This window comes from Vibrio algivorus (assembly GCF_030161215.1).
Classification (GTDB): Bacteria; Pseudomonadota; Gammaproteobacteria; order Enterobacterales; family Vibrionaceae; genus Vibrio; species Vibrio algivorus.
In genome coordinates this window covers 1-24,924 of sequence record NZ_BSPV01000003.1, presented here as the reverse complement: position 1 = coordinate 24,924, position 24,924 = coordinate 1, and the positions used below count along the sequence as shown (strand labels likewise).

The window sequence follows — 24,924 nt, the reverse complement described above, 5'->3', positions numbered from 1 at the left end:
TAGGAGGGCGTGATGAAAGGAGTAATTACGCCTGATTTTAGCTATTGGAAAGCTGCCGTCTTATTATTGATTATAACGGTATTAGGTTGCAGTACTTCGCTTTCACAACCTCCGAGTACTCAAGTAAACTCACTTTCTCAAAACGCATTACCGCAAATCTCTCTAACACAATCTGATTTACTTATCCCTAGTTCCTTAATTTCACCAAAAATTGAAGAAATGCAAGCTGTAAAGCGTCACTGTCAGCTGCTCGACACAGCTCTCGACTTTCCAATTTATTGTGCACTGGATGCCCAATCAGACGCTTATCAACTTCGATTGTTTTTTAATCATTACGATAGTTCTCAGCAATATTTTCTAGTGTTATCTCATGGGATCATCTCACCATACTGTCGTGCAGTGAATCTACACAAAGTTGAAGGTAGCGTGATGATAACTATCTTTGCAACCCAAATTCAGCGCCAGTACGATTGCCGCAAAAAGCAATGGCAAGATTGGCAACCAACCTCAAAGCCAACCCATTCACCATTTGTGGTGTTTTTAAAGCAATGCCAAACGTGGGATGAAGAGCATCCAGACGTTTTTCATTGCAATGTTGATTGGTATGAGTACGTGCCGATATTGGTGTTTACTTTTGCTGATATGCAATCAGTCAGTGAGCTAAGCACGGGACAAACGAATACTTTCATTCAATCGTTCTGTCAGTCTGGTTTAAAAGAGTTTGGAGATGCTTTGTATTTACTTGAGGTGCCAAGCTTCAATTTAGCAAAAATGAAGCATTGTGGTTCACAAGCCGAAACAGAATGGTTTTCGATGGACTCTGAAACAGGGCCAACTGCGGCAAATAATGTGATTTAGGGGAAAGCGGGAAAGGGTATAAACTATCAGCCGAGTGATAAACCCCACTCGGCTAACAACAAACTAATTTACGCTTGTGCGATCTCTTGCTCTAAATATTGAATGATGTCATTCGACTCATACATCCAGGTCACTTCGCCTTCTTTTTCAATACGTAAACAAGGTACTTTCACACGACCACCGCCGTCTTGCAGTGTTTGACGATGTGGTTCGGTTTTGGCATCTCTTAATTCGATATTTAAGCTATTGCGTTTCATTGCACGGCGAACCTTGACACAAAATGGACAAGCATCAAATTGGTAAAGTGCGAGTTGTTGAGTGCGCTCATTGATAACTTGTTGAGCTTCTGGGGTACGCTTTACGCCGCGTGGTGAAAAGATAAAGTTGAGTAATAAAATGATGCGACCAAGGATCCAGCGAATAACGGCCATGTTAGTGTCCTTTTGATGATGTTGGGGAGTGGGCGGCATAATAAAGCAAGTGTTGGATATTCAAAAGTGAATACCGAAAACTTGTGTTACAAGGCACAAAAAAAGCTGACCGATATATCGTTCAGCTTTTCAATGTATTACCTAAGTCACTTGGGTATATAAACTTACAGCGCTTTAATGTAATCAATAATGGCGTCTGATTCGTACATCCAAGTTACTTCGCCGGCTTTCTCGATACGCAGACATGGCACTTGTCCTTTACCACCACCGTTGATTTGTTCTTCACGGTAGTCTGGGTTTTTACGAGTATCACGTAGCTCAAGATCTACACCTAGTTCGACCATTGCACGACGTACCTTTTGACAAAATGGGCAAGTTTCGAAGTGGTATAGGGCTAGTCCTTGAGTATTTTTCGCAGTCATCATTTTCTCCTAAGATATTAAATTTTAATATTACTTAACCCAATCAAATCGATATAGGCACTATTACATTTATATTTGGTTGATAGTTCATCTTCCGCTTTAAACTTAGACACGCCTTGGTCGCGAGAAATTTCAGCTAACCTGTTATTGACTAAGGCTTTATAAGTTTCACCATGGCTATACCATTGAGTTTCATAATTTTTAATTAAATAAGCACCGATTTTATAGCTGTCTTCGGTATGAAGGTAACTGCACACAAAATAGCGAGTGACATCTGAGTCAGAGAGCCTTTCATCGGTGTTGGCGTGGCTAGAAAAAGCCAGCATAAAAGAAAAACTAATAGCGAAAAGTCGAACCATCAATGAGCGAAGCATCCGTGTTCCTTAATATAAAATGAGTTCATCGGGTATCTAGATTCATCATAACAAACAAGTGAATTAAAAAACCATTACCGACTTACATTACGTCGTTATTCTTGCAACGTTTCCCAGCTAATTTCACATTGCTTATCATCACTTGATATATAAGCCGTATTGCCCGACAACATTACCCCTAAATCTAAGGTTCTGGCAGTCATTTGACTGAATGCTTGAATACCTTGATGCTCTAGTCGCACGATAGTGGCATTTAGCTGAGCAAATTTAGATTCATTTTGTTTCCACCACACATCTGATTTGGTATTAAAGCTATATACTTTTACCTGTTTGGCAAGGCGCGTGGCTTTTTTGATGCGCTCTGGATCGGGTTCACCAGCTTCAATCCAAAGCTCAATTTGATCATCTAACGTCTTTAGCCAAATATCGGGCTCTTCAATACTTGATAGGCCTTTGGTGAATTGAAGATCTTGGCTAGCATTAAGACAAAATGCGACGAGACGAGCCATCATACGCTCTTCACTTTCTGAAGGGTGCTGTGCGATAGTCAGGTTAAAAGAATCATAGTAATCACGATTCATATCAGTAAGTGCGATGCGGAACTTGTATATAGTGGGTTTTAAAGCCATGAGAAATCAACATTAAGGAAAAGTGTAGTATACGCAAGTAACTTCAAGATGCGAGTTTCAGCAAAAATAAAAGAAATACTTAAGCAGATTGAATATTTCGTCAACCACCAAGGATTCAAATGTCATCGTTAAACCCTTTAGATATACAGCAGCGTCATTTCCATATCACTTGTCCGGTAGGCTTTGATTATAACTTTATGCTCGATTTTCTTAGCCCGCGTATTATCGAAGGTGTAGAGTGTGTCACTCAAGGAAAATATGTTCGTAGTTTCCGTTTTGAAAAGCCGACAGTGGGTGATATCAAACATTATGTGAATGGTTATTTTGAAGTGGGATACCAAGCGACAAAAAACACACTAGCAGTAAAAGTTGTGTGTGATGATGAGTATGGTTTTGATGAAGTTCAGCAACGTGTACGTTTTATGTTTGACCTTGATACCAATATGCAAGTGATCGATCAACAGTTGCAATCTGATCCAGTGTTACAGCGAGGATTTGTTGATAATCGAGTTCCCCGCATGCCTAAAGCGTTTGATTCTTTTGAGTTTTGCATACGTGCGATTTTAGGCCAACAAGTATCGGTTAAAGCGGCAACGACCTTAGCCAAGCGCATCGCACATTCTACTCAATTAACGACGCCAGAAAGCTTTCCCGTAGGCATCGACTTCTTTTTTCCTCAGTGTGATGATTTACTTAACCATAGTTTTGATGGTCTAGGGTTAACCTCATCTCGGATCTCTACCTTACAAGTGGTGATTCGTGCGCTAAAAAATGACACGATATCTTTGGATAAGGCGCAAGTCTTTGAAGATTTTTTTGAGCAATGGATTGCACTAAAAGGCGTTGGACCTTGGACGGCAAATTATTTGGCAATGCGTGGTTTAGGCATTCAAGATAGTTTTCCTGATAAAGATCTCGGGGTATTAAAAGCGTTAGCAACAGAAAATAAATACCCAGTGAGAAAAGCCGTATTACAGCAAGCAAAAGCGTGGCAACCATATCGAGCTTACGCTACATTATGTCTATGGAATGGATTAGGGCATTAACTCAATGGCAACCAAAACTAATAATACTTGGTACTACCAAACCTTTGCTACACAAGCTTGTGATGTCACTTTAGTGGGCAGTAGCGATGGCTTACATATATTGCATCTAGAAACGGGAGCCGGAAAAAAAGATGGCTTTCAGATTGAAGCCGATTGGATAGAAGATGTAACGCGCTTTACTGATGTGAGAGAACAAGTGATTGAATACTTTGCAGGCAAGCGAGTAGAGTTTGATTTTACAACGCCATTAAAGCCCCTAGGAACGGATTTTCAACAAAGTGTTTGGCATGCGTTGAACCAAATTCAAACGGGTAGTACATGTCGTTATATGGATATCGCACAACAGATTAATAATCCCAAAGCGGTACGTGCGGTTGGTGCGGCAATAGGGCGTAACCCCATTCCACTTATTATTCCGTGTCATCGAGTTGTGGGAGCCGATGGTAGCTTGACTGGTTTTGCACATGGGTTAGAGATGAAGCGAATGCTGCTTAATCTTGAGGGTTGTAAAGTGGCCTAGTAACTAGTATTACGCATAAAAATTAAAGCCACTAACGATTAGATAATCAGTCGTTAGTGGCTTTTTAGTTTAGATCTTTCGTTAGTTATTTTTTGCTGATTGATGTTTTTTGGGCAACAAGGCTAAGAAATTATCTCGAGCAACCTTATTGGCGGTCTCTGCCGGCAAAGCATCAAGGAAAACGTCAAAATCACTGGCGAGTTTGGGTAGTGAGTCAAATTGTCCAACCACATCCGAACCGATAAAGAACCTGTCTGGGTAGGACTCGACTAATTTAATCCAATGGACATCTGGTTTCCCATTTTCATCAAGCAAATAGTCATCTAATAAGCTCCAAGACATATCAATATAAAGATTAGGGTATGTTTTGACCATACGGCTAATTTCTTTATATAAGAACTGCATATGAATTCGGCGATTAATGGATAAGCTAGTGCCAGCATGAGCCCATATAAAGCGTGTCTTAGGGTTCATTTTTACCGCGCTTTCCATTTCTGGTAGGAATATAGGGCTTTTAACTCGTGTTGAGGTGATGTTTGAATGCAGCATGATTGGTAAGTCATGTTTAGCGGCTAAGCGATACACCCTCATTAATGCTGGACTGTCTGCGCGTGCCGTTTCACCATAAGTTAAGGCGGTGAGATCATCATGGCGAGTAAAAACTTCTCCAATACCTTGCCAAAAATCTGGTCGCCACTTTAACATTAATTCAATGTGATCAACTGCATTCATATCGGTTGGATTGAAGCCAGTTAGAAAAGGGTGGAAACGAGATTGTTGTTCTTTGGGTAATGATTCAACGGCTCTTGCGACGATTTCATCTGTTGCGCTATACCAATAAACTTTAGCGTCATCTCCCATATAGTAAGGTGGACGCTGAGGCTCATCTTTATGCCATTTCTTTACTAAGCTAATGCCAGAAATCATCGCATGATCGATATTGCCTTCGTCCATTTTAGCGAGCAATTTCGTCATGCCTTCGCTTTCTTGAAAAAAGTTAACGTAATGCAAGTGACCATCAGTGTAGTGGTAATCTCTTTGGTCTGCCGCCCATAAAGGATTGCTAATAAGAGTGGCTGCGGCAGCTAAAGTGGCTAACCAAGGTTTCATACTATCTCCTGGTTCTTGATAAATTGACATTATGAGATTGAATAGGCTGATAATTTTGTGTGTATTCTTATTCAATCATTAAATAATAGGCTATTTAGTGTTCATATTGCCTTTGAAATGACGGAAAAAATAGGACATTAATAAAATTGAATAGTTTCATTAAATGTTTTGAGTACTAACTATTTTTTGGGAAGACATGTTTTTGCTATTCATTTTAAAGTTTCTAGATATATACCCAAGTAACTTCAAGATGCGAGTTTCAGCAAGAATAAAACAAGCTTTAGGCAAGGCAAATTGAATATGACCATAGTGATTCTATCTCTGTTCAATTTAACGTAGCATAGAGCTTGTTTTAACTTGTCCTTCGGGAGCTTCATTCAAACCTTTATGCCGCGTCAGATTGGTTTGAAAGGTGCCTACATTCCTTCGCCAATCTTCCTTGCCTAAAGGTTTGGATGATAGCTCTGAATTCTGCATATTGAAGTCACTTGGGTATAGAAGATATGATTAATAATTCAAAGCGATACTCGATTAACCATAAAAATCAAGCCTTGAGTGAGATGATCATTCAAGGCTTGATTGTTTTAAATCATATCGTGTTGATTAAGCGAGAATTAATAAATTAATCCATAGCGCTAGAACACACATAAATGAAGCCCAGAATGCTAGCATGCGATGCCTAACGTTGTTGGTACCAAGGTGAATGTAGCTGTGTAGATAGCGGAAAACCACAAATAACCACGCAACAATAACGCCAAAGTTACTATCAATTTGTAGGCTTATATACAAAGTACACACTACATAAAATAGCACTGGCATTTCAAACAAATTGGCAAGGTGTCGATTGGTTTTAATCACCATCTCTGGCAGGTTTTCCCCTTGCATCAGCTGGAAATATTTCACACTGACTTGTTTGGTCTTCACGCTATTGAGACGAACTTTCAGTGTCACACAGCCAACAATAAAAATCAGCAACACCATCGCTGCCATTGGATAAAGCATAAATATTTCCTTGTGAGTTTTTATTTAACTTCAGGTTTTGGATAAAAGAGATTTAGAACAACTTAACCAATACGTAGCGTATGGCATTTTGGATCGCTTTGCTTGCTATCTTTTTATCATTTCCGCATTTAAAGAAATGTTATCTGCCAGAAATGAACAAAACCCACAGACTTAAATCTGTGGGTTTTGTGTATTCAGCTTTTAAACAACTCTAAATCTAGAGTAGTGGAAAGTTTAGATTAGCTGCATCGTGGTAATGCAGGTTCTAGCTTTATCCTCAGTGCTTAATACTTCTGTGCTAGTTTTACCCTTATAAGTAAAGGTCACCTCTAAGTTTTTACGATCTTTTGGCATCCATAAATCAATGAAACCGTCTTTTTGCGTGGTGACCTGACCGTATTTCAGTACTTTCTTATTATCTAAGTCGACCACTTTGATCATCATGGTTTTTTCAACCATTTCACCTTGGCAGCCTGTTGGTACGTGGTAGCCACATGGATGAGTTTGGTTTTCATAAGGCGCAATAGATAATAAATGCTGATCTTTGGTTGGGATCTGAATTTGGCTGTCATCATCAAATTTTGCCACGATCACATCGGGCATCACTTGAATCGATGCCGTGCCTTTACCGTGATATTCATGCGCTTTTTCTAGCGCTTGTGGGGCCGTTAATCCTTCAAATTTATCAGCTTCATTTGCCAAAGTTGAAAAAGATAAAGTCGCGGCGAATGCGCCAGTTAAAAGCGTAGTGACTGTTAAACGTAGATTCATTGTATTCTCCTAATATTCCCGTTTTGGGGAGTATTTATTCAAAAGTTAAGTTTTTAATCGTGTTGATGTTTTGAATTAAAACCAAACAGATTGAATAGGAGGACGTGACAAATTAGGCAGAGTTAAAAAGGGGATAGATTCGGTATGATCGTTATATTCTGAAGCAGCCGATGAGTTGCTTTTAATCTCCAGAGATGTTGGCAAAGTAGCATAAATTGGCGCACAAGAGGCGCAGTGATCATCGCTATGTTTGGCAAAATCAGAACACGGGAAGTCAGCGACTAAGCCCGTTTTAGACATATTGGCACAAGGTGAAGCGTGATGTTGAGAATCAGATTCAACCGCTGTGGTGTGTGTCATGTTCTGAGCGGCGACTTGAGTCATTTGAGTCGCAGATATTGGCGTGGCAACACTCACACTTGAAAACACAAGGGTTATCAATAATATAACCGAATGTTGAAGTTTAGAGTGAAGTCCAGCTAAACAGAATTTAGTGAAAAACATAGTGAACAGGCGACTCGCTATAATGCATATAAATAAGTTTCAATGAATAAGTGACAATTATAAAGCTTCCCACTAGGGGAAGGTCAAGCATCGGGAGGCTAGAATTGAAAGGCTATATCTGAAACTTACTTTTATCGCCAATATCAAAGTGAAATGGTTGTCTAAACTTGGCAATACCAATGGTAAACAACAACACAGAAGATAGACCAGTAGCGAGATAAAAAACCGGCAACCAAATTGGCAGTGCAAAGCAAATCCAGAATAGAATTAATACCAGTGGTGTAATTCGAATCAGCCGAATACGGAAGCAATAATATTCTTTAATTGAAAGTCCACACCATACAGCAAGGCTTGCTCCAACGGCAACCGGCGTAAATAGATTCGCGATTAATAAGCAAACCGAAAATAAGGCGCTACTTTGAATAAACCAGCGAATGGTTTTGTCATAAAGATGTACACAAGCACTGGCAATTAATGCACTAACAATTAGTAGTGGAACGCCATATCGTTCAAGCCCAAAGCCTAACAAAGCAATTGCAATGGCTGACAATAAAAAGCACGAGCGATAAACCGCCACGGTGGCATAGTCGATGCGATCGAGTTTTTCTTCAAAATGAATGTCAGCCATAGCCTATTTCCTATTAAATAATTGGTGAATGTTGTTTATTGAAAAAACAAGCTACTGTGCCAGTATGTAGTCTAAAGCACCCGTAATGGCTGCCACTTGAGCGCGATTACATTCATCGTCAGTGACTTTCGGGCTGTCTGGATACACCTCGGTGGTAGTGCAATATTGGCAATCAGTGAAACCTGCACATAAGCCTAGTTTGACTAATGGGTAATTAATCACGCCATCTTGTGTAACATCTGAGCCGATGATCTGGTTGTTCTCATCTGCCGGGGCAATGTGCGTCACTTTACGTACTGAATCAATGACCGCTTTTTGTAAGGCATTATCGTCTTTTTCAGTATCGCCTACGGTGTAGAAACCATCTGGAATTGAGCCTTTTACATATTCAATGCCATCACGCGCTGCCAGTGCTGGGCGAAATTCTAATTCATCAGTATCAGTGGTTTCATGTAGATCAATATGCGCCAAAATGGATACGCCAAGATCGGCGACCATTTTCATAACCGCGGCAGATTCTTGCGCAGGGCTGTTCGTCACAAAGTTACGGTTTGGATCAAGTGCATCTGGGTTCCAGCGATTAATCGTTTCATAACCCCAAGGGCTGACACATGGCGCAATGACAATATTGAATTTATCTTGATAACGTGCCGCTTTGGTTTGAGCAAACAACAAAGCACCATGAACGCCACTGGTTTCATAACCATGTACCCCGCCGGTAATTAAAATCGTTGGGTTGGCGTCATTCCAAGCTTTCGATTTCAAAACAAATAGAGGGTAGCGAGATTCACCGACAGGGTTATTGTCGTATTGTAATTGACCATATTGAGTCACCTCAAAATCATTACTTAAAGACTGGATTTTGGGCACGATTTCTTCAGAGTAAGAGCGTTTGATGGTGGTTTGTTCAAGCCATTGACGTTTTTCTATGTCGCCCCACGATTGGCCTGGAGTACCAATTGGAAATGTATTGGTCGTGTTCATGATATGTCCTTAGGTTAGATTTTCTATAAACATCCAGAAAACAGTATGGAAAACCGGATCTTACTTCTACACTATTTACGTTGTCTTATTTTTGAATAGGTTCGCTATTATGAAGAAACGCCTGATTATTGTGATTACTTTGCTCGTGCTAACAGGCTGCTCAACTCAGTTTTTTTATAATCGACTTGATTGGTTAGCCACACAATATCTCGACCGTTATTTATCGCTTAATGATGCGCAAGAAAACATGGTAAAGCAATCGGTGATTGACGTTCGTCAGTGGCATCGAGATCAAGAATTGCCTAAGTATATCGAACATATTGATAGGCTACTTACTTTACAACCAAAAGAAATTACGCCAAAACAAGTCGAGATGGAATTCTTTCTTTTAAAAGGTTTTTCTGCTGAAGTTGCTCAAAAAGCCATGCCGGAAATGTATGAGCTGTTTATGACGCTCGATCAAGATCAGGCTGATGAATTATTTGCTTCTTTAGATGAAAAATACCGTGATGAATTTTCTGATTACAAAGATTTATCAGAATATGAAATGCATGAAAAATCTGCTGAACGAATGACTGAAGCTTTGGAGACTTGGCTAGGGGGGTTATCTGATCAACAAAAACAATGGGTTCAGCAGTGGAGCTTAGATCGCCCAGCAATGGCAAAAGACTGGTTCTTGCAACAACAAACCAATAAAGCCGAATTACAGGTGCTATTTTTACAACGCAACTCCTCTCTTGAATTCAAACAAAAATTCTTGAATACAACGCTAAACCCCGAGCAACTTTATACGGCTGAATTTACTGACAAGGTAATGCGCAATCGTCAGGTGACATTTCAAATGGTGAGTCAAGTCATCCAAGCTATGTCGGATGAACAGCTTGAACATTACCATGAAAAATTACGTGATTGGCGTGAGACATTTACCGAGCTAGTGTCAGAGTCTTAACGTGATAACTTCCTCGCTGGTTAATCAAATAGGCGGAATAAACTTGTTTCTTGTCACATATTTTTAATCAAAGAGATCATATTATTGCGCTTGATTGATAAGTCGATCAGCACTTTTAACTAACAACTCTTATTATTAAAAATTCACACCGGAGTGTTTCATGAATTTTGTTCGTCACCCTATTTCGTTTTCTGTTCTGGTCGGGATGATCAGTATAGCTAACCCTGCCTTTGCCGATACCATTAAGCTTCGTGTCGTCGAAACCACCGACATTCACGCCAATATTATGGATTACGATTACTACAAAGATAAGCCATCGGCTCAAATTGGCTTAGTACGAGCTGCGACTGTTGTTAAGCAAGCGCGTGCAGAAGTGACGAATAGTGTGCTGATCGATAATGGTGACTTAATTCAAGGTAGTCCAATGGGCGATTATGTCGCGGCCAAAGGGTTAGAATCTGGTGATGTACATCCCGCTTATAAGGCAATGAATCTACTTAATTATGATGTGGCAAACTTTGGGAACCATGAATTTAACTACGGTTTAGACTTTCTTGCTGAAGCGACTAATGACGCAAAATTCCCTTATGTAAATGCCAATATTGTCGATGCTAAATCTGGTAAAAATTATTTTAATCCTTACGTGATTAAGGACTATCAATTTAAAGATACTGATGGTAAATCGCATGATATTAAGGTGGGTTATATTGGATTTGTACCACCACAAATTATGGTGTGGGATAAGAAAAACCTAACTGGTAAAGTTCAAGTTAACGATATTAAACAAACTGCTGAAGTCTTTATTCCTAAAATGAGATCCGAAGGTGCTGACGTGATTGTCGCGATCCCTCATTCTGGTATCTCAACTGAAAAGTATCAACAAGGCGCAGAAAATTCGGTCTATTACTTAACAAAAGTGAAGGGTATTGATGCCATTACCTTTGGCCATGCTCATGCGGTTTTCCCAAGTAAAGACTTTGCGAATGTAGAAGGGGCCGATATTGTAAAAGGCACGATTAATGGAATTCCATCAGTAATGCCCGGCCGCTGGGGGAGTCACGTTGGGGTCATTGATTTAGTGCTAGAGCAAAAAGACGGTAAATGGGGCGTTGCTGATGGTAAAGCAGTCGCGCGTCCAATTTATGATGCGAATAAACAAAAATCGTTGGCGGCAGAGGATGCCGAAATTAAACAGGCAATAAACAGCGACCACCAAGCAACGCGTAAGTTTGTTAATCAGCCTATCGGTAAAGCTAATGATGTGATGTATAGCTTTTTATCATTAGTACAAGACGATCCTACGGTTCAAATTGTTAATCTCGCGCAGAAAGATTACGTAGAACGCTTTATCCAAGGCGATCCTAACTTAGATGGTTTGCCAGTACTTGCCGCCGCCGCACCATTTAAAGCGGGTGGACGCAAAAATGATCCTTCAAACTTTACTGAGGTTGAAGCCGGTCAGTTAACGTTCCGTAATGCGGCAGATTTATATTTATACCCAAATACTTTGGTTGCGATGAAGGTATCAGGTGAAGAAGTACAAGAATGGTTGGAGTGTTCGGCCGGACAATTTAACCAAATAAATCCAAATAGCGACAAAGTTCAGTCTTTGATCAACTGGGATGAATTCCGCACCTATAATTTTGATGTTATCGATGGCGTGAACTATCAAATCGATATCACTCAACCAGCAAGATACGATGCCAATTGTCAGCTTATCAATAAAGATTCACATCGCATTGTTGGGTTAACCTACCAAGGTAAACCGATTAATCCAAAGCAAACCTTTATTGTGGCAACCAATAACTACCGCGCCTACAGTGGTACGTTTGCAGGAACAGGTGCCGATCACGTGGCCTTTGATTCACCAGATGAAAACCGCACCATTTTAGCAGACTACATTTCTCGTGTGAGCAAACAAAAAGGTGAAGTGACACCCAGTGCGGATAACAATTGGTCATTTGCTCCGATTAAGACAAGTGCAGACTTGAAAATCCAGTTTGAAACTTCACCAAGCGATGTGGCGACTAAGTTCATTAAAGACAAAGCGCAGTATCCAATGAGAAAAGTCAGCAAAGATGATGTCGGTTTTGCGGTGTATCAGATTGATTTGAAAAGGTAATGACCAAAATTAAATTGTAGAAATATAACAACGAAGCCCACCCAAGATCGGTGGGCTTTTACTTGCTCATCAATCTTTTTAGACAATAGATCTTGAAGTCTAATTGTTATGTTATAACATATCCAAAAATTCAATCGGGCCATCTGTGTCTCTTAAATTTAAGATCCGATGAATCATAGATGGTTAACTGAAAGCATAAAATAGATGAGCTTTGGAGTGGGTAAATGAATCAGAAAAAAATTTCCGTGACGGTTTTATCGGGATTTCTTGGTGCGGGAAAAACGACAGTACTTAGCCATATCCTCAATAATCGCGAAGGTAAGCGAGTCGCGGTGATTGTGAACGATATGAGCGAAATTAATATTGATTCCGCAACAGTAAAAAATGAAGTATCACTAAACCATAAAGAAGAAAAGCTGGTGGAAATGAGCAATGGTTGTATTTGCTGCACCTTGCGAGAAGATCTACTTGTGGAAGTTTCACAACTAGCTAAAGAAGGTCGATTTGATAATTTAGTCATTGAATCAACCGGTATTTCTGAGCCGCTTCCTGTTGCGGAAACCTTTACTTTTGCTGACGAAAATGGCGTATCGCTTTCTGATATCGCGACCTTAGATACGATGGTGACAGTGGTCGATGGCGTAAACTTCCTGCGTGACTACGATGCCGCGCAATCTCTCCAAGAAACCGGACAACATTTAGGCGAGGAAGACCACCGCAGTGTTTCAGACTTGCTGATAGATCAAGTTGAGTTCGCCGATGTTATTTTGATCAGCAAAGCCGACCTTGCAAAGGCTGATGAGATTAAGCGTTTGGAGGCGATTCTTAAAACCTTAAATACTCACGCACGTATTATTGCTATCCAAAATGGGCAAGTGAATATTTCTGATGTATTGGATACCGAGTTGTTTAACTTTGAACGTGCGGAACAAGCAGCAGGCTGGCTTAAAGAGTTGAGAGGTGAGCACATTCCCGAGACGGAAGAATATGGTATTAGCAGCTTTAGTTATCATGCCCGCCGTCCATTCCATCCTGAAAAATTTCATCAGCTTTTGCATCACCTTTCTCGTTTTGGAAAATTGATTCGTTCTAAAGGTTACTTCTGGTTAGCCTCCCGTCCTGATTTTGCTGGGCAGTGGAACCAAGCTGGTGGTATTGCCGATTATGGTTTTGCCGGACTGTTTTGGAGTGCGATTCCTAAGGAACAATGGCCGACCGACCCTGAATCTATAGCCGCCATTGAAGAAAATTGGATTGAGTCGTTTGGTGATATGCGCCAAGAATTGGTGTTCATTGGGCAAGGGCTCGACAAAGCGGCATTACTACAAGCATTAGAGGATTGTTTGTTAACGCAAGAAGAAGTACTAGCAGGGAAAGAGTTTTGGCAAACCTTAGCAGACCCATTTGCTGCTTGGGAGACGGAAGAATGAGTTTAGAAATAGTCGAAAGCCCTGCGCCTGTTGATTCAATATCCTCGTCATTGATAGATAATACACCGAGCATATTGACCGATATCTATCAGCCTGAATCGAATATTGCGATATGGCAACGCACGCTTCCAAAGCAGATGATGCAAGATATCGATCAAATGCTCCAAGACGATAAACCTTTACCATTGGTTCAAAGTCTGACGCCAGATAATACGGCAGATTGGGTTTGCACTCGATTAGAAGATTATGCGTGTGCCCAAGCATTGGGTGAAGATATTGCTTTGATTGTCGATATGTTCTGTTGCTTGTTTGATTTAAAAGAAGTGGGGTTGAGACTGACTCGCCTAGATAGCCCAATGTGTCCTAAATTTCACGTTGATCATGTGCCTTGTCGACTAGTTACAACTTATGTTGGTCCGGCAACGGAATGGCTTGAGAATAAAGGGGTTGATCGTACCAAGCTTGGTGCAGGAAGCCTTGGCCAACCTGATCATCTATCGGGTTTGTACCGTAATGAAAATTCGATTCAAAAAGTGCAAGTAGGTGATGTTGCTTTGCTAAAAGGGAGTGGTTGGGAAGGTAATGAGGATAACGGGCTCATTCATCGTTCCCCTGCAGTAGAACCAAATGAGCGACGCTTATTGCTTACATTGGATTTTATCTAATAGGAGGGCTTGATAGGTTATGCCAGTAATATTGATAAAAAATGTGCGAGTGATGAATGAAAGCACCATTACCGAAGCAAGTGTAGGTATTGTTGCTTAACGAATTGCAATGATAGTCAGTAAGGCACTTATTAGTGCAATACATTTGTCGTTTAATCGTTAATTTATATTTTCCACTAACCATACCAATTTCAGATAATAAATAAGGAAGTAATTATGTTAAGAAGAAACCCGACAGGTCACATGCCACAAGTATCGGCAACTGCATTCATTGACCCTACGGCGATCATTTGTGGAAAAGTTATTGTTGAAGATAACGTATTTATTGGCCCTTATGCAGTAATCCGAGCCGATGAGGTGAATGACGAGGGGGATATGGAAGCGATTGTCATCAAATGTGATACTAATATTCAAGATGGTGTCGTGATCCATTCTAAAGCAGGAGCTGCGGTGACTATTGGAGAACGATCATCTATTGCTCATCGCTCTATTATTCATGGCCCATGTGAAGTTTGTGATGATGTTTTTATTGGTTTTAATTCAGTTGTATTTAATAGTGTGATTGGTAGTGGATGTGTTATTCGCCACAACTGTGTAGTGGATGGGCTTGATTTACCAGAAAACTTCCACGTACCGCCAATGACGAATATTGGTGCGCAATTTGATTTAGAAAGCATTTCGAAAGTACCGCCGGAATACTCAGCATTTTCAGAGTCTGTGGTATCGGCCAATCATGAACTGGTACAAGGGTATCGGAGAATTGCAAATGAGCTTTAAATAAGGCTCTCATTGCAGGAGTGCCAGCTATTATTACTGGCTTTTTAGGTAGGAAAAACTTCAGCTATTAAGTATTGGTTAATAAGCTCATTAATGAATTCTGGGTAATATAAAAACGTGCCAACCCGCCGGCACGTTTTTATTTATGCACTGACAGCTAAGGCATTCCCAATGCATTTGGCAACCACAGTGATACTGCGGGTATGTAGGTAATAATCATCAAGAATACCAACAAGATCATTAACCATGGTAGAGCGGCTCGGATGGTGGCGCTAAGTGGCATCCCGGTGACCGCGGAGGTGACAAATAAATTCAAGCCTACGGGGGGCGTGATTAAGCCTATTTCCATGTTGACCACCATGATGATGCCGAAGTGAATTGGGTCGATGCCAAGTTCGACTGCGATGGGAAAGAGAATGGGCGCAAGGATTAAGATAATCGCTGAGGGTTCCATAAAGTTACCCGCCAGCAATAAAATAATGTTAACCAATAATAAGAACATCCAGGGTGATAACCCGAGGTTAATCATCCAAGCGGCAATGGTTTGAGGGATTTGTTCTGTAGTAAGAACAAATGCAAATAGCATCGCATTAGCAATGATAAACATCAGCATCACAGTCAGTTTAGCTGCTTCCAGTAATACGTTCGGGCACTGTTTGATGGTAATGTCTTTATATACAAACAACGCAATAAACCCAGCATATACGGCAGCAACGGCAGCCGCTTCTGTGGGGGTAAACATTCCACTGTATATCCCACCTAAAATGATCACCATTAACAGTAATCCCCACGCTGCTTGACGAGCACTAGATAACCATTCTTTTAAGCTAGCTCTTGGCATAGCGGGGAGATTTTTCTTACGTGCAATAATGTAGATGGCGACCATCAAACCTAACCCGAGTAAGGTACCGGGAATAACGCCTGCCATAAAGAGCTTACCAACCGAGCTTTCCGTAGCGGCTGCGTACACTACCATCACAATCGAAGGCGGAATTAATATGCCTAAGGTGCCGGCATTACATACAATCCCAGCGCCGAACTCTTTCGGATAGCCAGAGCGAACCATACCAGCAATTGCTATTGAGCCGACCGCGGCAACGGTAGCGGGTGATGAACCAGAAAGTGCGGCAAATAGCATACACGCCATAACTGCTGCAATCGCCAGACCGCCTCGGATGTGTCCCACGCTAGAGTTAGCAAAATCGATGAGTCTTTTCGCCACACCGCCACTGGTCATAAATGCTCCAGAAAGCAAGAAGAAAGGAATGGCGAGCAGAGTGTAGTGTTCAGAGGTTTCAAACAGCTTGATAACTAAAGAACGAATCGAATCTTGGCTAAAAAATAAGATACTTAATGCACCGGATAAGCCTAAAGAAATGGCGATAGGTACACCAATAAACATCAGTAGGAATAAGCTAAAAAACAGAAAAAGAATCGTCATTATGGTTTGCCCTTATCCTGCTGTGCTGGCTTTGTTTGGTCGCTTGATTGTGATTCTTCTGGCATCATGGCCATCGCATGTTTCATGGCGTCTTTGGTTTCATCAGCAATGCCTAGCCCTAGTTGTAAGCCGCGTAGAATACGAATGAAAATTTCAAAAAAACGAATCCAAAGCAGGGCAAATCCAACAGGTACTACTGCACCGATATACCATACTTTAATGCCAATTTTTTCCAGATCTTCAGCGTAAATATCGGCGTGGAATAAGGTGCTCACCCAGTCATAGCTGGCGTAGGTCATCATGGCTGCGTAGGTTAAACAAGCAAGACAAGCGATAATTCCAATTACTTTCTGTTTGCGAGTAGAAAGTAGATTGACCACTACATCGACCCCAATATGTCCGCCAATTCTCACGCCGTAAGACATACCAATAAAGATTAACCAACCGAATAAAGCTTTAGTTAATGCCGTACTCCATGTCATTTCTTGGGCCAAGCCTATAAAGAAATCACCGATCGATAAAAAAGCATTACTGGTGGCTGACCATTCCAGAGCATAGAACCAATCAGATAGATCATAAAAAGGGGTGTAAAGGTTATTAAGCACGACATAAGTAAATGTCACTAAGGTCATGGCGGCTAAGAGGAAGGCAACGAGGCCCTCCTCTAACTTTGACCATAAATGATGAACAGCATTCATTGGCTGGCCTTTTATTTTAAATGAATTCGATGATTAATTACCGACAGCAAGGGCGGCTTCAATTACATCTGAGCCAATATCGTCTTCAAACTTATCCCAAACTGGTTTCATTGCTTTGACCCATTCAGCACGTTCTTCTGGTTTAAGCTGAATAATTTCAGAGGTGCCAGCATCGATAATCGCTTGCTTAGCAGTTTGGTTTAACTCGCCCGCTTTAGAGTTAACGTGTTCAGTTACTTCATCCAAAATGTTGGATAATTGATCACGAATATCATCCGGTAGGCCATTCCAAAACTCGGTATTGGTGATCAACATGTAATCTAATACACCGTGGTTAGACTCAGTGATGTAGTCTTGGACTTCGTTGAATTTTTGCGAGTAGATATTTGACCACGGATTTTCCGCACCGTTAACTACACCGGTTTGTAAGCCTTGGTAGACTTCGGCAAAACTCATTTTTCTTGGGTTAGCGCGAATAGCTTTAAATTGTTCATCTAGCACATCAGATGCTTGCACACGGAACTTAAGACCTCGTGCATCACGCGGGACATGTAGAGGTTTATTAGCAGAAAGCTGTTTCATACCGTTGTGCCAGTAACCAAGCCCGGTGATGTTGTGATTTTCCATCGATTTGAGCAATGACTTACCAGTATCGCTTTGTTGGAATTTATCAACCGCGCTAATATCTTGGAATAAGAAGGGTAGATCATAGACTTGCAGTTTCTTAGTATACTGCCCGAACTTGGCTAAAGAAGGTGCGATAAACTGAACATCGCCAAGCAGTAGGGCTTCCATTTCTTTACCATCACCATATAAAGAGGAGTTGGCATAAACTTGTACTTCGACTTTGCCTTTTAAGCGTTCTTCGACCAGTTGTTTAAACAGTAATGCACCTTGCCCTTTGGGAGTGCTGTCGGCGACCACGTGTGAAAATTTGATCACAATTGGATCGGCAGCATTGGCAGAAAATGCGAATAACATTGAGGTAGAAACAAGTGAAGCCGTACAGATAAATGTCCGGCCGATTCGAGTTTTACGTAGTAAGGAAAACATAATTAACCCTCTTCCATTTTGAGTAATTGTTATTAATAATTTAGCTATTAAAGCCTAATGCGTTATTTCAAAAGTGCTTATTCGACCTTTGGCTAACAGGTCGCTTGAGTAGATGATTTATGTTTGAAGTGAGGGAATGGTCACGTTTGTACTTGGGTATATATCCTTCCTTTACCGACTTTTACTTTTCTTTACACCCCCTGCTCTATGCTGATCGCGAAAGAATCGGTATAACTTAGCTATGTCTTCTTTACATTCCTTTTGCTGATGAAAATTAAAACACGCTGGATTCTTATTGTTGCTATTCCTCTGATTGGAGCAGCAGGTTGGTTTTATTATGGTAAGTCTGAGACTGCACCAGTGTATGCCACCGAAAAAGTACAACGAGGTGATATTGAAAATACCGTGCTAGCCAATGGCATGTTGCAAGCAGCTAAGTTGGTGAATGTCGGTGCTCAAGTTTCGGGGCAAATTCAGAAACTGGCGGTGTCACTAGGAGATGAGATTAAAGAAGGGGATTTGATTGCTCAGATTGATAGCCTGACCCAGCAAAATAATCTTAAAGAATCACAAGCATCTTTGGATAGCCTGAATGCGCAATATCGAGCAAAGCAGGCACAAATCAAGCAAGCGCAATATGAATACAAACGTCAGAAGGGTATGTTAGCAGCAGAGGCTAGTTCTCGTGCTGATTACGAAAGCGCAGAAGCGACGCTGGCGATCTACCAAGCCGATTTAGCCCAATTAACTGCCGAAATCGAGAAAGCAAAAATTAATGTTGATAGCGCCGAGGTGGATCTAGGCTACACCACCATCAGTGCACCGATGGATGGAACGGTTGTTTATACCTCAGTTGAAACTGGCCAGACGGTTAACGCCAACCAAACCACTCCTACCATTATTGAGCTCGCCCAGCTTGATACCATGACTATTAAAGCGCAAATCTCCGAAGCGGATGTGATTCACGTTCAACCGGGTCAAACCGCGTATTTCAGTATTTTGGGTCAGCCGAATAAAAAATACCAAGGCACATTACGTGCGATTGAACCGGGGCCGACTATTATGACCGGCGATGATAGCCAATTAACGGTGACGGATTCAGATGCTATTTATTACAACGCCCTATTTGATGTGAAAAATCCGAAAGGGGTGTTGCGTATTGGGATGACGGCACAGGTGTCAATCATTCTTAATGAATCTAAAGGTGCGTTATTAGTCCCCGCTCAAGTGTTGAAAAAAGCGAAAGGCAAAGATCGGTTTATGGTGCCAGTTTTAGAAAATAATAAAGTGGTTCGCAAGCCTGTTACGGTGGGCATTAATAATAAAGTGAACGCGGAGATATTATCAGGTCTTGAAGAAGGTGATGAAGTTATTGTCGGTATGCCATCTGCTACAACTGGCACTAAAGGCCGTAAACCACCGATGAGATTTTAACCATGACTCAACCATTGTTAAAAATTGAAGAATTATCGCGCAGTTTCGTAAGTGGTGAAGAATCATTAACGGTACTCAAACAAGTTAACCTTGAGATCCAACAAGGTGAGATGGTGGCTATCGTCGGCGCGTCGGGCTCTGGTAAATCGACGTTAATGAATATTTTAGGTTGCTTAGATCAGCCAACAGAAGGTCAGTATTGGATAAATGGTCAAGACACTTCGACCATGGATTCAGATCAACTTGCCGAGCTTCGACGTGAATATTTTGGCTTTATTTTTCAGCGCTATCACTTGCTAAGTGATTTAACGGCAACGGGGAATGTTGAAGTGCCAGCCGTTTATGCTGGGGTGTCTCATGTACAACGTAGTGAACGTGCAGAACAGTTATTAACGCGCTTAGGACTCGGTGAGCGTTTAACTCACAAGCCCAGTCAATTAAGTGGAGGGCAACAGCAGCGTGTTAGTGTGGCACGAGCGTTGATGAATGGCGGTGATGTGATTCTGGCCGATGAACCTACAGGGGCATTGGATAGCCAAAGTGGTAAAGACATGATGGCACTGCTAAAAGAGCTGCATCAGATGGGGCATACCATTATTTTAGTCACACACGATATGGATGTGGCCCACTTTGCAGATCGCATTATTGAAATTAAAGACGGAGAGATCATCGCTGATACGGTAAATGTCAGCCAAGATCCGAATATTCAAGACTCGGAACCTCAAACGAAAGCAACTCAAGATACAAGCCATCCGAGTTTAAATATGCGAGGAAATTCCGCATCACATTGGTGGCATTGGGATAGCTTAATAGATGCCCTAAAAATGGCGCTATTGGCGATGACTAGCCATAAAATGCGTACTTTTCTAACTATGCTGGGAATTATTATTGGCATTGCATCGGTTGTCTCTGTTGTTGCGCTTGGTAACGGTACACAAAAACAAATCTTATCTAATATCGCTTCAATGGGAACCAATACCATTGATATTCGACCGGGCACGGGGTTTGGTGATCGTCGTTCTGGCCGAGTCAGAACATTAACAGGCAGCGATGCTGAAGCTTTGGCGCATTTATCTTATGTCGATAGTGTGACGCCATCACTCAATAAAAACCTAACGATTCGTTATGACAATGAAGCGGTTACCGCGACTGTCGAAGGGGTTGGCCCTGATTTTTTCCGTGTTAAAGGTTATGAATTGGCGTATGGACAATTTTGGGGAGATGACAGTATTGACTCTTTAGCACAAGAAGCGGTGATTGATGATAATACTCGCAAAGAGCTATTTCCTGATACCAATGCCGTGGGCAAAGTGATTTTTTTAGGTCGTTTACCCGTTCGAATTGTTGGTGTTACTGAGGCGAAAGAAAGCGCCTTTGGTAATAGTGATAGTTTAAAAGTATGGGTGCCTTATACCACTATGTCGGGTCGTATGATGGGGCAACGTTATCTGAATAGTATTACGGTTCGAATTGATGAAGATGCTCCAAGTACCGCGGCGGAGCAAGGCATTATTGATTTGCTAAAAATGCGTCATGGAACAGAAGATTTCTTCACTATTAATACTGATACCATCCGTCAAAATATTGAGAAAACGACGGCGACAATGACGCTGCTGATTTCTGCCATTGCGGTGATTTCATTGGTGGTGGGTGGCATTGGTGTAATGAACATTATGCTGGTGTCAGTGACCGAACGAACTAAAGAAATTGGCGTGCGTATGGCAGTCGGTGCAAGGCAAATTGATATCTTACGTCAGTTCTTAATTGAAGCCGTTTTAGTTTGTTTATGTGGTGGTATTGCGGGGATAGGATTAGCGTTTGGTTTTGGTAGTTTGTTAAGTTCTTTTGGCGGAGGCTTCCAAATGATTTACTCCGTTACCTCCATTGTTTCAGCCTTTGTGTGCTCTACTTTAATTGGCATTGTATTCGGCTTTTTACCGGCGAGAAATGCTGCCAAGCTTGACCCTGTCGATGCGTTATCTCGAGATTAATGATGATGAATAGAAAAATAATTAGCTTAATGTTAAGCGCGATGGTCTTGAGTGGTTGCGGAACATTAACTCGGACCGATTATCAAGCGCCGCCAGTACAAGTACCGGAAGCGTGGCAGCAAAAGCATCTTGCGCAGGATGTGAAAGTCGATCCGTGGTGGTACGCGTTTAACGATCCCATCCTCAATCAGTTTATTGATCAAGCGTTGATCACCAATAATGATTTAACCCTTGCGACCTTCACAGTAAAAAAGGCTCGTCTACAAATGGGTTTAGCTGATGATGATTTGTATCCCCAGTTAAGCTCAACTACCTCTGCTGGTGTATCGAAACCGTTAGATGGCGGTGATTCAACCGACAGCTATAGCACTAATTTATCGGTCAGTTATGAATTAGATTTGTGGGGGAAAATCTCTGCCGATACCGATCAAGCCAAATGGGCCGCAATGGCAAGCCTTGAAGATCGCGAGAGTACCGCGCAAAGTTTGGTGGCCACTACGGCATCACTTTATTGGCAAATTGGATATTTAAAGCAGCGTATAGCATTAAGTGAAACGGATGTAGCCGACGCACAAAAAACCTTAGATTTGATTACTCGCCAATATCAATTAGGCGCTGTGACCAAGCTTGATGTTCTGGAAGCTAAACGTAGTCTTGCTAGTTTACAAGCACAGCAAAGTCAGTTTAATCAACAGTTAGTGGAGGCAAACAATGCTTTTGCGATTTTGTTTAATCAACCACCACTTGATATGACAAAAACCGTCAAGCAATTACCCGATATTACTTTACCAGAAGTGTCATCAGGTGTTCCGGCGGATTTATTGATCAGAAGGCCGGATGTTAAAGCGGCGATTTATGAGATTAAATCTAGCCTCGCCAGTAAAGATTCTGCTGATTTGGAATATTTACCGACTTTAACGCTTACAGGCGCTTTAGGGGGTTCATCACAAGAATTAAAAGAATTGTTATCTAACCCGATTGGCAGTCTAGGGGCAGATTTAACGTTGCCATTTTTGCAATGGAATGATATGCAAAACAACCAAGATATTGCGGATGTAGATTATCAATCTTCGATAGTCAGCTATCGCCAGGTGTTGTATTCGGCGTTTCAGGATGTAGAAAATGCGCTGTCTGCTCGTGAGCAGTTAAGTTATCAACAAGATCGCTTGCAAGAGCAATACGATGCCGCGGAGCAAGCTGAACGGATCTATATTTCGCGCTATAAATATGGATCAATCACCATAATGGATTTACTCGATTCTCAAGAAAACACACGAGATGCTAAAGCGTCGTTGTTAGAAAATCGTTACAATCAATTTGTCGCTCAAGTAGCCCTGTATCAAGCACTAGGTGGGCAAGATGTTGCACCCAATATAGATGCCTATCAAAATGATGATTCGGATATTTAGATTGTGCGATAGAATGCGAAAGTAGAGTCATAATCAAAAGCAGTTTAGAGAGGGAAGCATGAAGTTAGGTTTTATTGGCTATGGAAAAAGTACGAACCGTTACCATATGCCATTTGTAGAGGCTTCTGGTCAATTTGATATTGTGGGGTTTTATACACGAGGCTCTAAATCATTTGAGATGCCATACCAAGCCAAAGCTGAGCCGCAACGCTTTGATGATATTGAACAATTATTAAAAAGTGATGTAGAAGCGATCAGTGTGACAACACCGCCAAGTACTCATTATCAATTTGCGAAACAATGTATTTTGGCGGGTAAGCATGTGATTGTTGAAAAGCCATTTTGCAATACGTTAGCGGAAGCTAAAGAGCTTTATCAATTAGCGGAACAACATAAAGTTAAAATCACGCCGTATCAAAATCGCCGTTATGACAGTGACTTTCTTACGATTAAGAAGATCTTACAACGTCAAGATCTTGGTAAGGTGATGGAGATAGAATCAAATCACACTCACTACCGACCAGATGGTGCTGATAATCAAGGTGATAAATATGCTGGCAGTGTATATGGCCATGCGGTGCATTTTATCGACCAAGTTGTCAGCCTTTACGGTGAGCCAGACAGCATTATTTATGATGTGTGTAATCAAAAGAATTTTTACATTGGTGAAGGTTTAACCTATTCGGATACGGTGCCAGAAGACTATTATGATATTAAGCTGATTTACGGCAATTTACGCATTCGTGTACGTCATTCTCAGTTAATCGTTAAGCATCCGCCACGCTGGATTATTAATGGTACAGAAGCAACGGTAGAGAAGTACGATATTGACCAGCAAGAAAGAGATTTAAAGCAAGGAATCTTTTTAGACTCACCAACCTTTGGTCATGATACGCCTGAAAGCCTATGCAAAATCCACTTTAAAAATAGAATAGAAGAAGTGCCTGCAGACTACCAACACTACACTCAATTCTATAATGACTTTAAAGATTGGGTTGATGGTAAACGACTAAGCCCACCCGTTGAGAAAAATGAAGCTCTTGTGGTTATGCATATTTTAGAAACGATCGCCAATAAAGCTGCATATGTGCCTTTAAACCTGCAAGATTAAGTTAAATATCCTTATTGTTTTAGGTATATTTCACTAATACAAAACCGCCAATAGATTATTTATTGGCGGTTTTTTTGTGGTTGCTTGGGTAGTAGTTGCTTGGGTATATGACCAGGCAACTTTTTACGTAGTAGTACGCAAAAAGTTGCCTGACTTTCTTTTTTGTTAAAGCTTAATTTGTTGATTTTGTTGGTTATATAAAGTGGCATATTAATTGCTCATACCGTTGGTGTTACTCGAGGGAATTAATTGACCTCATTAATTTACAGCAACGAAAAAAGGATATTAGTAATGCCAACTCCATGTTATTTATCAATCAAAGGCGCGACTCAAGGCAACATCACTGCTGGCGCATGTACTGCTGATTCTATTGGTGATTCTTATGTAGAAGGCCATGAGGATGAGATGCTGGTTCAACATGTTGACCACACTGTCACGATTCCAACCGATCCACAATCTGGTCAACCTTCAGGTCAACGTGTTCACAAACCATTCAAATTCACCGTTGCTTTAAACAAAGCGGTTCCGCTGATGTACAACGCATTAACGTCGGGTGAAAAGCTAG

26 protein-coding genes are annotated in these 24,924 nt (G+C 41.2%); 13 read left to right on the top strand and 13 right to left on the bottom strand.

Translation table 11 applies throughout. The features are described from left to right. The first annotated feature begins 12 nt into the window (after positions 1-12). The gene (locus QQJ93_RS01790; protein ID WP_089123807.1) at positions 13-858 is read left to right on the top strand and encodes a hypothetical protein; all 846 of its coding nucleotides are present in this window, start codon (positions 13-15) and stop codon (positions 856-858) included. A 68-nt stretch (positions 859-926) separates the two neighbouring features. Here QQJ93_RS01790 and QQJ93_RS01785 read toward each other — a convergent pair whose 3' ends face one another. The 4 genes from QQJ93_RS01785 to QQJ93_RS01770 form a co-directional block, all read right to left on the bottom strand. After that, positions 927-1,289, bottom strand: coding sequence for a glutathione S-transferase N-terminal domain-containing protein (locus tag QQJ93_RS01785; protein WP_089123806.1), 363 nt, complete (start codon positions 1,287-1,289; stop codon positions 927-929). Positions 1,290-1,453: 164 nt separating this feature from the next. Then, positions 1,454-1,711 (bottom strand): glutathione S-transferase N-terminal domain-containing protein, encoded by a 258-nt coding sequence (locus QQJ93_RS01780; RefSeq protein ID WP_089123805.1) that lies wholly within the window; start codon positions 1,709-1,711, stop codon positions 1,454-1,456. A 17-nt stretch (positions 1,712-1,728) separates the two neighbouring features. Next, entirely contained in the window at positions 1,729-2,085 is a 357-nt protein-coding gene (locus QQJ93_RS01775; protein WP_089123804.1) for a hypothetical protein, read from the bottom strand. Positions 2,086-2,180: 95 nt separating this feature from the next. After that, complete coding sequence (locus tag QQJ93_RS01770; RefSeq protein WP_089123803.1) at positions 2,181-2,714, bottom strand: YaeQ family protein; 534 nt, start codon at positions 2,712-2,714, stop codon at positions 2,181-2,183. A gap of 119 nt (positions 2,715-2,833) precedes the next feature. Between QQJ93_RS01770 and QQJ93_RS01765 the strand changes: the two genes are divergently transcribed. Continuing rightward, positions 2,834-3,760, top strand: coding sequence for an AlkA N-terminal domain-containing protein (locus QQJ93_RS01765; protein WP_089123802.1), 927 nt, complete (start codon positions 2,834-2,836; stop codon positions 3,758-3,760). Between the two features lie 4 nt (positions 3,761-3,764). After that, positions 3,765-4,280, top strand: a complete 516-nt coding sequence (locus QQJ93_RS01760; RefSeq protein WP_089123801.1) for a methylated-DNA--[protein]-cysteine S-methyltransferase — start codon at positions 3,765-3,767, stop codon at positions 4,278-4,280. Between the two features lie 81 nt (positions 4,281-4,361). On the opposite strand, the gene QQJ93_RS01755 is transcribed toward QQJ93_RS01760, so the two are convergent. The 6 genes from QQJ93_RS01755 to QQJ93_RS01730 all read right to left on the bottom strand — a co-directional run bounded on the left by QQJ93_RS01755 (position 4,362) and on the right by QQJ93_RS01730 (position 9,279). Further along, complete coding sequence (locus QQJ93_RS01755; RefSeq protein WP_089123800.1) at positions 4,362-5,390, bottom strand: amidohydrolase family protein; 1,029 nt, start codon at positions 5,388-5,390, stop codon at positions 4,362-4,364. A gap of 603 nt (positions 5,391-5,993) precedes the next feature. After that, the gene (locus QQJ93_RS01750) at positions 5,994-6,392 is read right to left on the bottom strand and encodes an MAPEG family protein (protein WP_089123799.1); all 399 of its coding nucleotides are present in this window, start codon (positions 6,390-6,392) and stop codon (positions 5,994-5,996) included. A gap of 234 nt (positions 6,393-6,626) precedes the next feature. Then, positions 6,627-7,163, bottom strand: coding sequence for a CueP family metal-binding protein (locus tag QQJ93_RS01745; protein ID WP_089123798.1), 537 nt, complete (start codon positions 7,161-7,163; stop codon positions 6,627-6,629). Positions 7,164-7,238: 75 nt separating this feature from the next. After that, a complete protein-coding gene (locus QQJ93_RS01740) occupies positions 7,239-7,592 on the bottom strand; it encodes a hypothetical protein (RefSeq protein WP_089123797.1) in 354 nt (117 codons plus the stop codon). A 187-nt stretch (positions 7,593-7,779) separates the two neighbouring features. Next, positions 7,780-8,295 (bottom strand): DUF2301 domain-containing membrane protein, encoded by a 516-nt coding sequence (locus tag QQJ93_RS01735; RefSeq protein ID WP_089123796.1) that lies wholly within the window; start codon positions 8,293-8,295, stop codon positions 7,780-7,782. 51 nt (positions 8,296-8,346) lie between these two features. Continuing rightward, positions 8,347-9,279 (bottom strand): M14 family metallopeptidase, encoded by a 933-nt coding sequence (locus QQJ93_RS01730; protein WP_089123795.1) that lies wholly within the window; start codon positions 9,277-9,279, stop codon positions 8,347-8,349. A gap of 109 nt (positions 9,280-9,388) precedes the next feature. Between QQJ93_RS01730 and QQJ93_RS01725 the strand changes: the two genes are divergently transcribed. From QQJ93_RS01725 to QQJ93_RS01705, 5 genes are all read left to right on the top strand, one after another. Continuing rightward, the gene (locus tag QQJ93_RS01725; RefSeq protein ID WP_089123794.1) at positions 9,389-10,228 is read left to right on the top strand and encodes a DUF6279 family lipoprotein; all 840 of its coding nucleotides are present in this window, start codon (positions 9,389-9,391) and stop codon (positions 10,226-10,228) included. A gap of 160 nt (positions 10,229-10,388) precedes the next feature. After that, positions 10,389-12,350: a 2',3'-cyclic-nucleotide 2'-phosphodiesterase gene (gene cpdB, locus QQJ93_RS01720; RefSeq protein WP_089123793.1), complete on the top strand. Its 1,962-nt coding sequence runs from the start codon at positions 10,389-10,391 to the stop codon at positions 12,348-12,350. A gap of 224 nt (positions 12,351-12,574) precedes the next feature. Continuing rightward, complete coding sequence (gene zigA / locus QQJ93_RS01715) at positions 12,575-13,780, top strand: zinc metallochaperone GTPase ZigA (protein ID WP_089123792.1); 1,206 nt, start codon at positions 12,575-12,577, stop codon at positions 13,778-13,780. Continuing rightward, the gene (locus QQJ93_RS01710) at positions 13,777-14,445 is read left to right on the top strand and encodes a DUF1826 domain-containing protein (protein ID WP_089123791.1); all 669 of its coding nucleotides are present in this window, start codon (positions 13,777-13,779) and stop codon (positions 14,443-14,445) included. Before zigA ends, QQJ93_RS01710 begins: the two co-directional genes overlap by 4 nt. Before the next feature lie 216 nt (positions 14,446-14,661). Further along, entirely contained in the window at positions 14,662-15,222 is a 561-nt protein-coding gene (locus QQJ93_RS01705) for an LbetaH domain-containing protein (protein WP_089123790.1), read from the top strand. A gap of 157 nt (positions 15,223-15,379) precedes the next feature. Here QQJ93_RS01705 and dctM read toward each other — a convergent pair whose 3' ends face one another. The 3 genes from dctM to QQJ93_RS01690 are packed head-to-tail and all read right to left on the bottom strand — an operon-like array spanning position 15,380 to position 18,342. After that, positions 15,380-16,663, bottom strand: a complete 1,284-nt coding sequence (dctM, locus tag QQJ93_RS01700) for a C4-dicarboxylate TRAP transporter large permease protein DctM (protein WP_089123789.1) — start codon at positions 16,661-16,663, stop codon at positions 15,380-15,382. Further along, positions 16,663-17,361 (bottom strand): TRAP transporter small permease, encoded by a 699-nt coding sequence (locus QQJ93_RS01695; protein ID WP_089123788.1) that lies wholly within the window; start codon positions 17,359-17,361, stop codon positions 16,663-16,665. The genes dctM and QQJ93_RS01695 overlap by 1 nt, the downstream gene beginning before the upstream one ends. Positions 17,362-17,394: 33 nt before the next feature. Continuing rightward, complete coding sequence (locus tag QQJ93_RS01690) at positions 17,395-18,342, bottom strand: TRAP transporter substrate-binding protein (protein ID WP_089124511.1); 948 nt, start codon at positions 18,340-18,342, stop codon at positions 17,395-17,397. A gap of 339 nt (positions 18,343-18,681) precedes the next feature. Here QQJ93_RS01690 and QQJ93_RS01685 point away from each other — a divergent pair, with 339 nt between their 5' ends. From QQJ93_RS01685 to tssD, 5 genes are all read left to right on the top strand, one after another. Continuing rightward, the gene (locus QQJ93_RS01685) at positions 18,682-19,848 is read left to right on the top strand and encodes an efflux RND transporter periplasmic adaptor subunit (protein ID WP_089123787.1); all 1,167 of its coding nucleotides are present in this window, start codon (positions 18,682-18,684) and stop codon (positions 19,846-19,848) included. 2 nt (positions 19,849-19,850) lie between these two features. Continuing rightward, positions 19,851-21,839: a MacB family efflux pump subunit gene (locus tag QQJ93_RS01680; RefSeq protein WP_089123786.1), complete on the top strand. Its 1,989-nt coding sequence runs from the start codon at positions 19,851-19,853 to the stop codon at positions 21,837-21,839. After that, positions 21,839-23,248 carry an efflux transporter outer membrane subunit gene (locus QQJ93_RS01675; RefSeq protein ID WP_089123785.1) on the top strand — a complete coding sequence of 470 codons (1,410 nt, stop codon included), beginning with the start codon at positions 21,839-21,841 and terminating at the stop codon, positions 23,246-23,248. Before QQJ93_RS01680 ends, QQJ93_RS01675 begins: the two co-directional genes overlap by 1 nt. A 58-nt stretch (positions 23,249-23,306) precedes the next feature. Further along, positions 23,307-24,359: a Gfo/Idh/MocA family oxidoreductase gene (locus QQJ93_RS01670; RefSeq protein WP_089123784.1), complete on the top strand. Its 1,053-nt coding sequence runs from the start codon at positions 23,307-23,309 to the stop codon at positions 24,357-24,359. 291 nt (positions 24,360-24,650) lie between these two features. Beyond that, positions 24,651-24,924: type VI secretion system tube protein TssD (gene tssD / locus QQJ93_RS01665; RefSeq protein WP_284186017.1), on the top strand; the 274-nt coding region annotated here is incomplete at its 3' end.

What these genes read in the sequence shown, in the direction of transcription:
- QQJ93_RS01790 (WP_089123807.1), top strand. Translation starts at nt 13, where the DNA reads ATGAAAGGAGTAATTACGCCTGATTTTAGCTATTGGAAAGCTGCCGTC.
- QQJ93_RS01785 (WP_089123806.1), bottom strand. Translation starts at nt 1,289, where the DNA reads ATGGCCGTTATTCGCTGGATCCTTGGTCGCATCATTTTATTACTCAAC.
- QQJ93_RS01780 (WP_089123805.1), bottom strand. Translation starts at nt 1,711, where the DNA reads ATGACTGCGAAAAATACTCAAGGACTAGCCCTATACCACTTCGAAACT.
- QQJ93_RS01775 (WP_089123804.1), bottom strand. Translation starts at nt 2,085, where the DNA reads ATGCTTCGCTCATTGATGGTTCGACTTTTCGCTATTAGTTTTTCTTTT.
- QQJ93_RS01770 (WP_089123803.1), bottom strand. Translation starts at nt 2,714, where the DNA reads ATGGCTTTAAAACCCACTATATACAAGTTCCGCATCGCACTTACTGAT.
- QQJ93_RS01765 (WP_089123802.1), top strand. Translation starts at nt 2,834, where the DNA reads ATGTCATCGTTAAACCCTTTAGATATACAGCAGCGTCATTTCCATATC.
- QQJ93_RS01760 (WP_089123801.1), top strand. Translation starts at nt 3,765, where the DNA reads ATGGCAACCAAAACTAATAATACTTGGTACTACCAAACCTTTGCTACA.
- QQJ93_RS01755 (WP_089123800.1), bottom strand. Translation starts at nt 5,390, where the DNA reads ATGAAACCTTGGTTAGCCACTTTAGCTGCCGCAGCCACTCTTATTAGC.
- QQJ93_RS01750 (WP_089123799.1), bottom strand. Translation starts at nt 6,392, where the DNA reads ATGCTTTATCCAATGGCAGCGATGGTGTTGCTGATTTTTATTGTTGGC.
- QQJ93_RS01745 (WP_089123798.1), bottom strand. Translation starts at nt 7,163, where the DNA reads ATGAATCTACGTTTAACAGTCACTACGCTTTTAACTGGCGCATTCGCC.
- QQJ93_RS01735 (WP_089123796.1), bottom strand. Translation starts at nt 8,295, where the DNA reads ATGGCTGACATTCATTTTGAAGAAAAACTCGATCGCATCGACTATGCC.
- QQJ93_RS01730 (WP_089123795.1), bottom strand. Translation starts at nt 9,279, where the DNA reads ATGAACACGACCAATACATTTCCAATTGGTACTCCAGGCCAATCGTGG.
- QQJ93_RS01725 (WP_089123794.1), top strand. Translation starts at nt 9,389, where the DNA reads ATGAAGAAACGCCTGATTATTGTGATTACTTTGCTCGTGCTAACAGGC.
- cpdB (WP_089123793.1), top strand. Translation starts at nt 10,389, where the DNA reads ATGAATTTTGTTCGTCACCCTATTTCGTTTTCTGTTCTGGTCGGGATG.
- zigA (WP_089123792.1), top strand. Translation starts at nt 12,575, where the DNA reads ATGAATCAGAAAAAAATTTCCGTGACGGTTTTATCGGGATTTCTTGGT.
- QQJ93_RS01710 (WP_089123791.1), top strand. Translation starts at nt 13,777, where the DNA reads ATGAGTTTAGAAATAGTCGAAAGCCCTGCGCCTGTTGATTCAATATCC.
- QQJ93_RS01705 (WP_089123790.1), top strand. Translation starts at nt 14,662, where the DNA reads ATGTTAAGAAGAAACCCGACAGGTCACATGCCACAAGTATCGGCAACT.
- dctM (WP_089123789.1), bottom strand. Translation starts at nt 16,663, where the DNA reads ATGACGATTCTTTTTCTGTTTTTTAGCTTATTCCTACTGATGTTTATT.
- QQJ93_RS01695 (WP_089123788.1), bottom strand. Translation starts at nt 17,361, where the DNA reads ATGAATGCTGTTCATCATTTATGGTCAAAGTTAGAGGAGGGCCTCGTT.
- QQJ93_RS01690 (WP_089124511.1), bottom strand. Translation starts at nt 18,342, where the DNA reads ATGTTATTCGCATTTTCTGCCAATGCTGCCGATCCAATTGTGATCAAA.
- QQJ93_RS01685 (WP_089123787.1), top strand. Translation starts at nt 18,682, where the DNA reads ATGAAAATTAAAACACGCTGGATTCTTATTGTTGCTATTCCTCTGATT.
- QQJ93_RS01680 (WP_089123786.1), top strand. Translation starts at nt 19,851, where the DNA reads ATGACTCAACCATTGTTAAAAATTGAAGAATTATCGCGCAGTTTCGTA.
- QQJ93_RS01675 (WP_089123785.1), top strand. Translation starts at nt 21,839, where the DNA reads ATGATGATGAATAGAAAAATAATTAGCTTAATGTTAAGCGCGATGGTC.
- QQJ93_RS01670 (WP_089123784.1), top strand. Translation starts at nt 23,307, where the DNA reads ATGAAGTTAGGTTTTATTGGCTATGGAAAAAGTACGAACCGTTACCAT.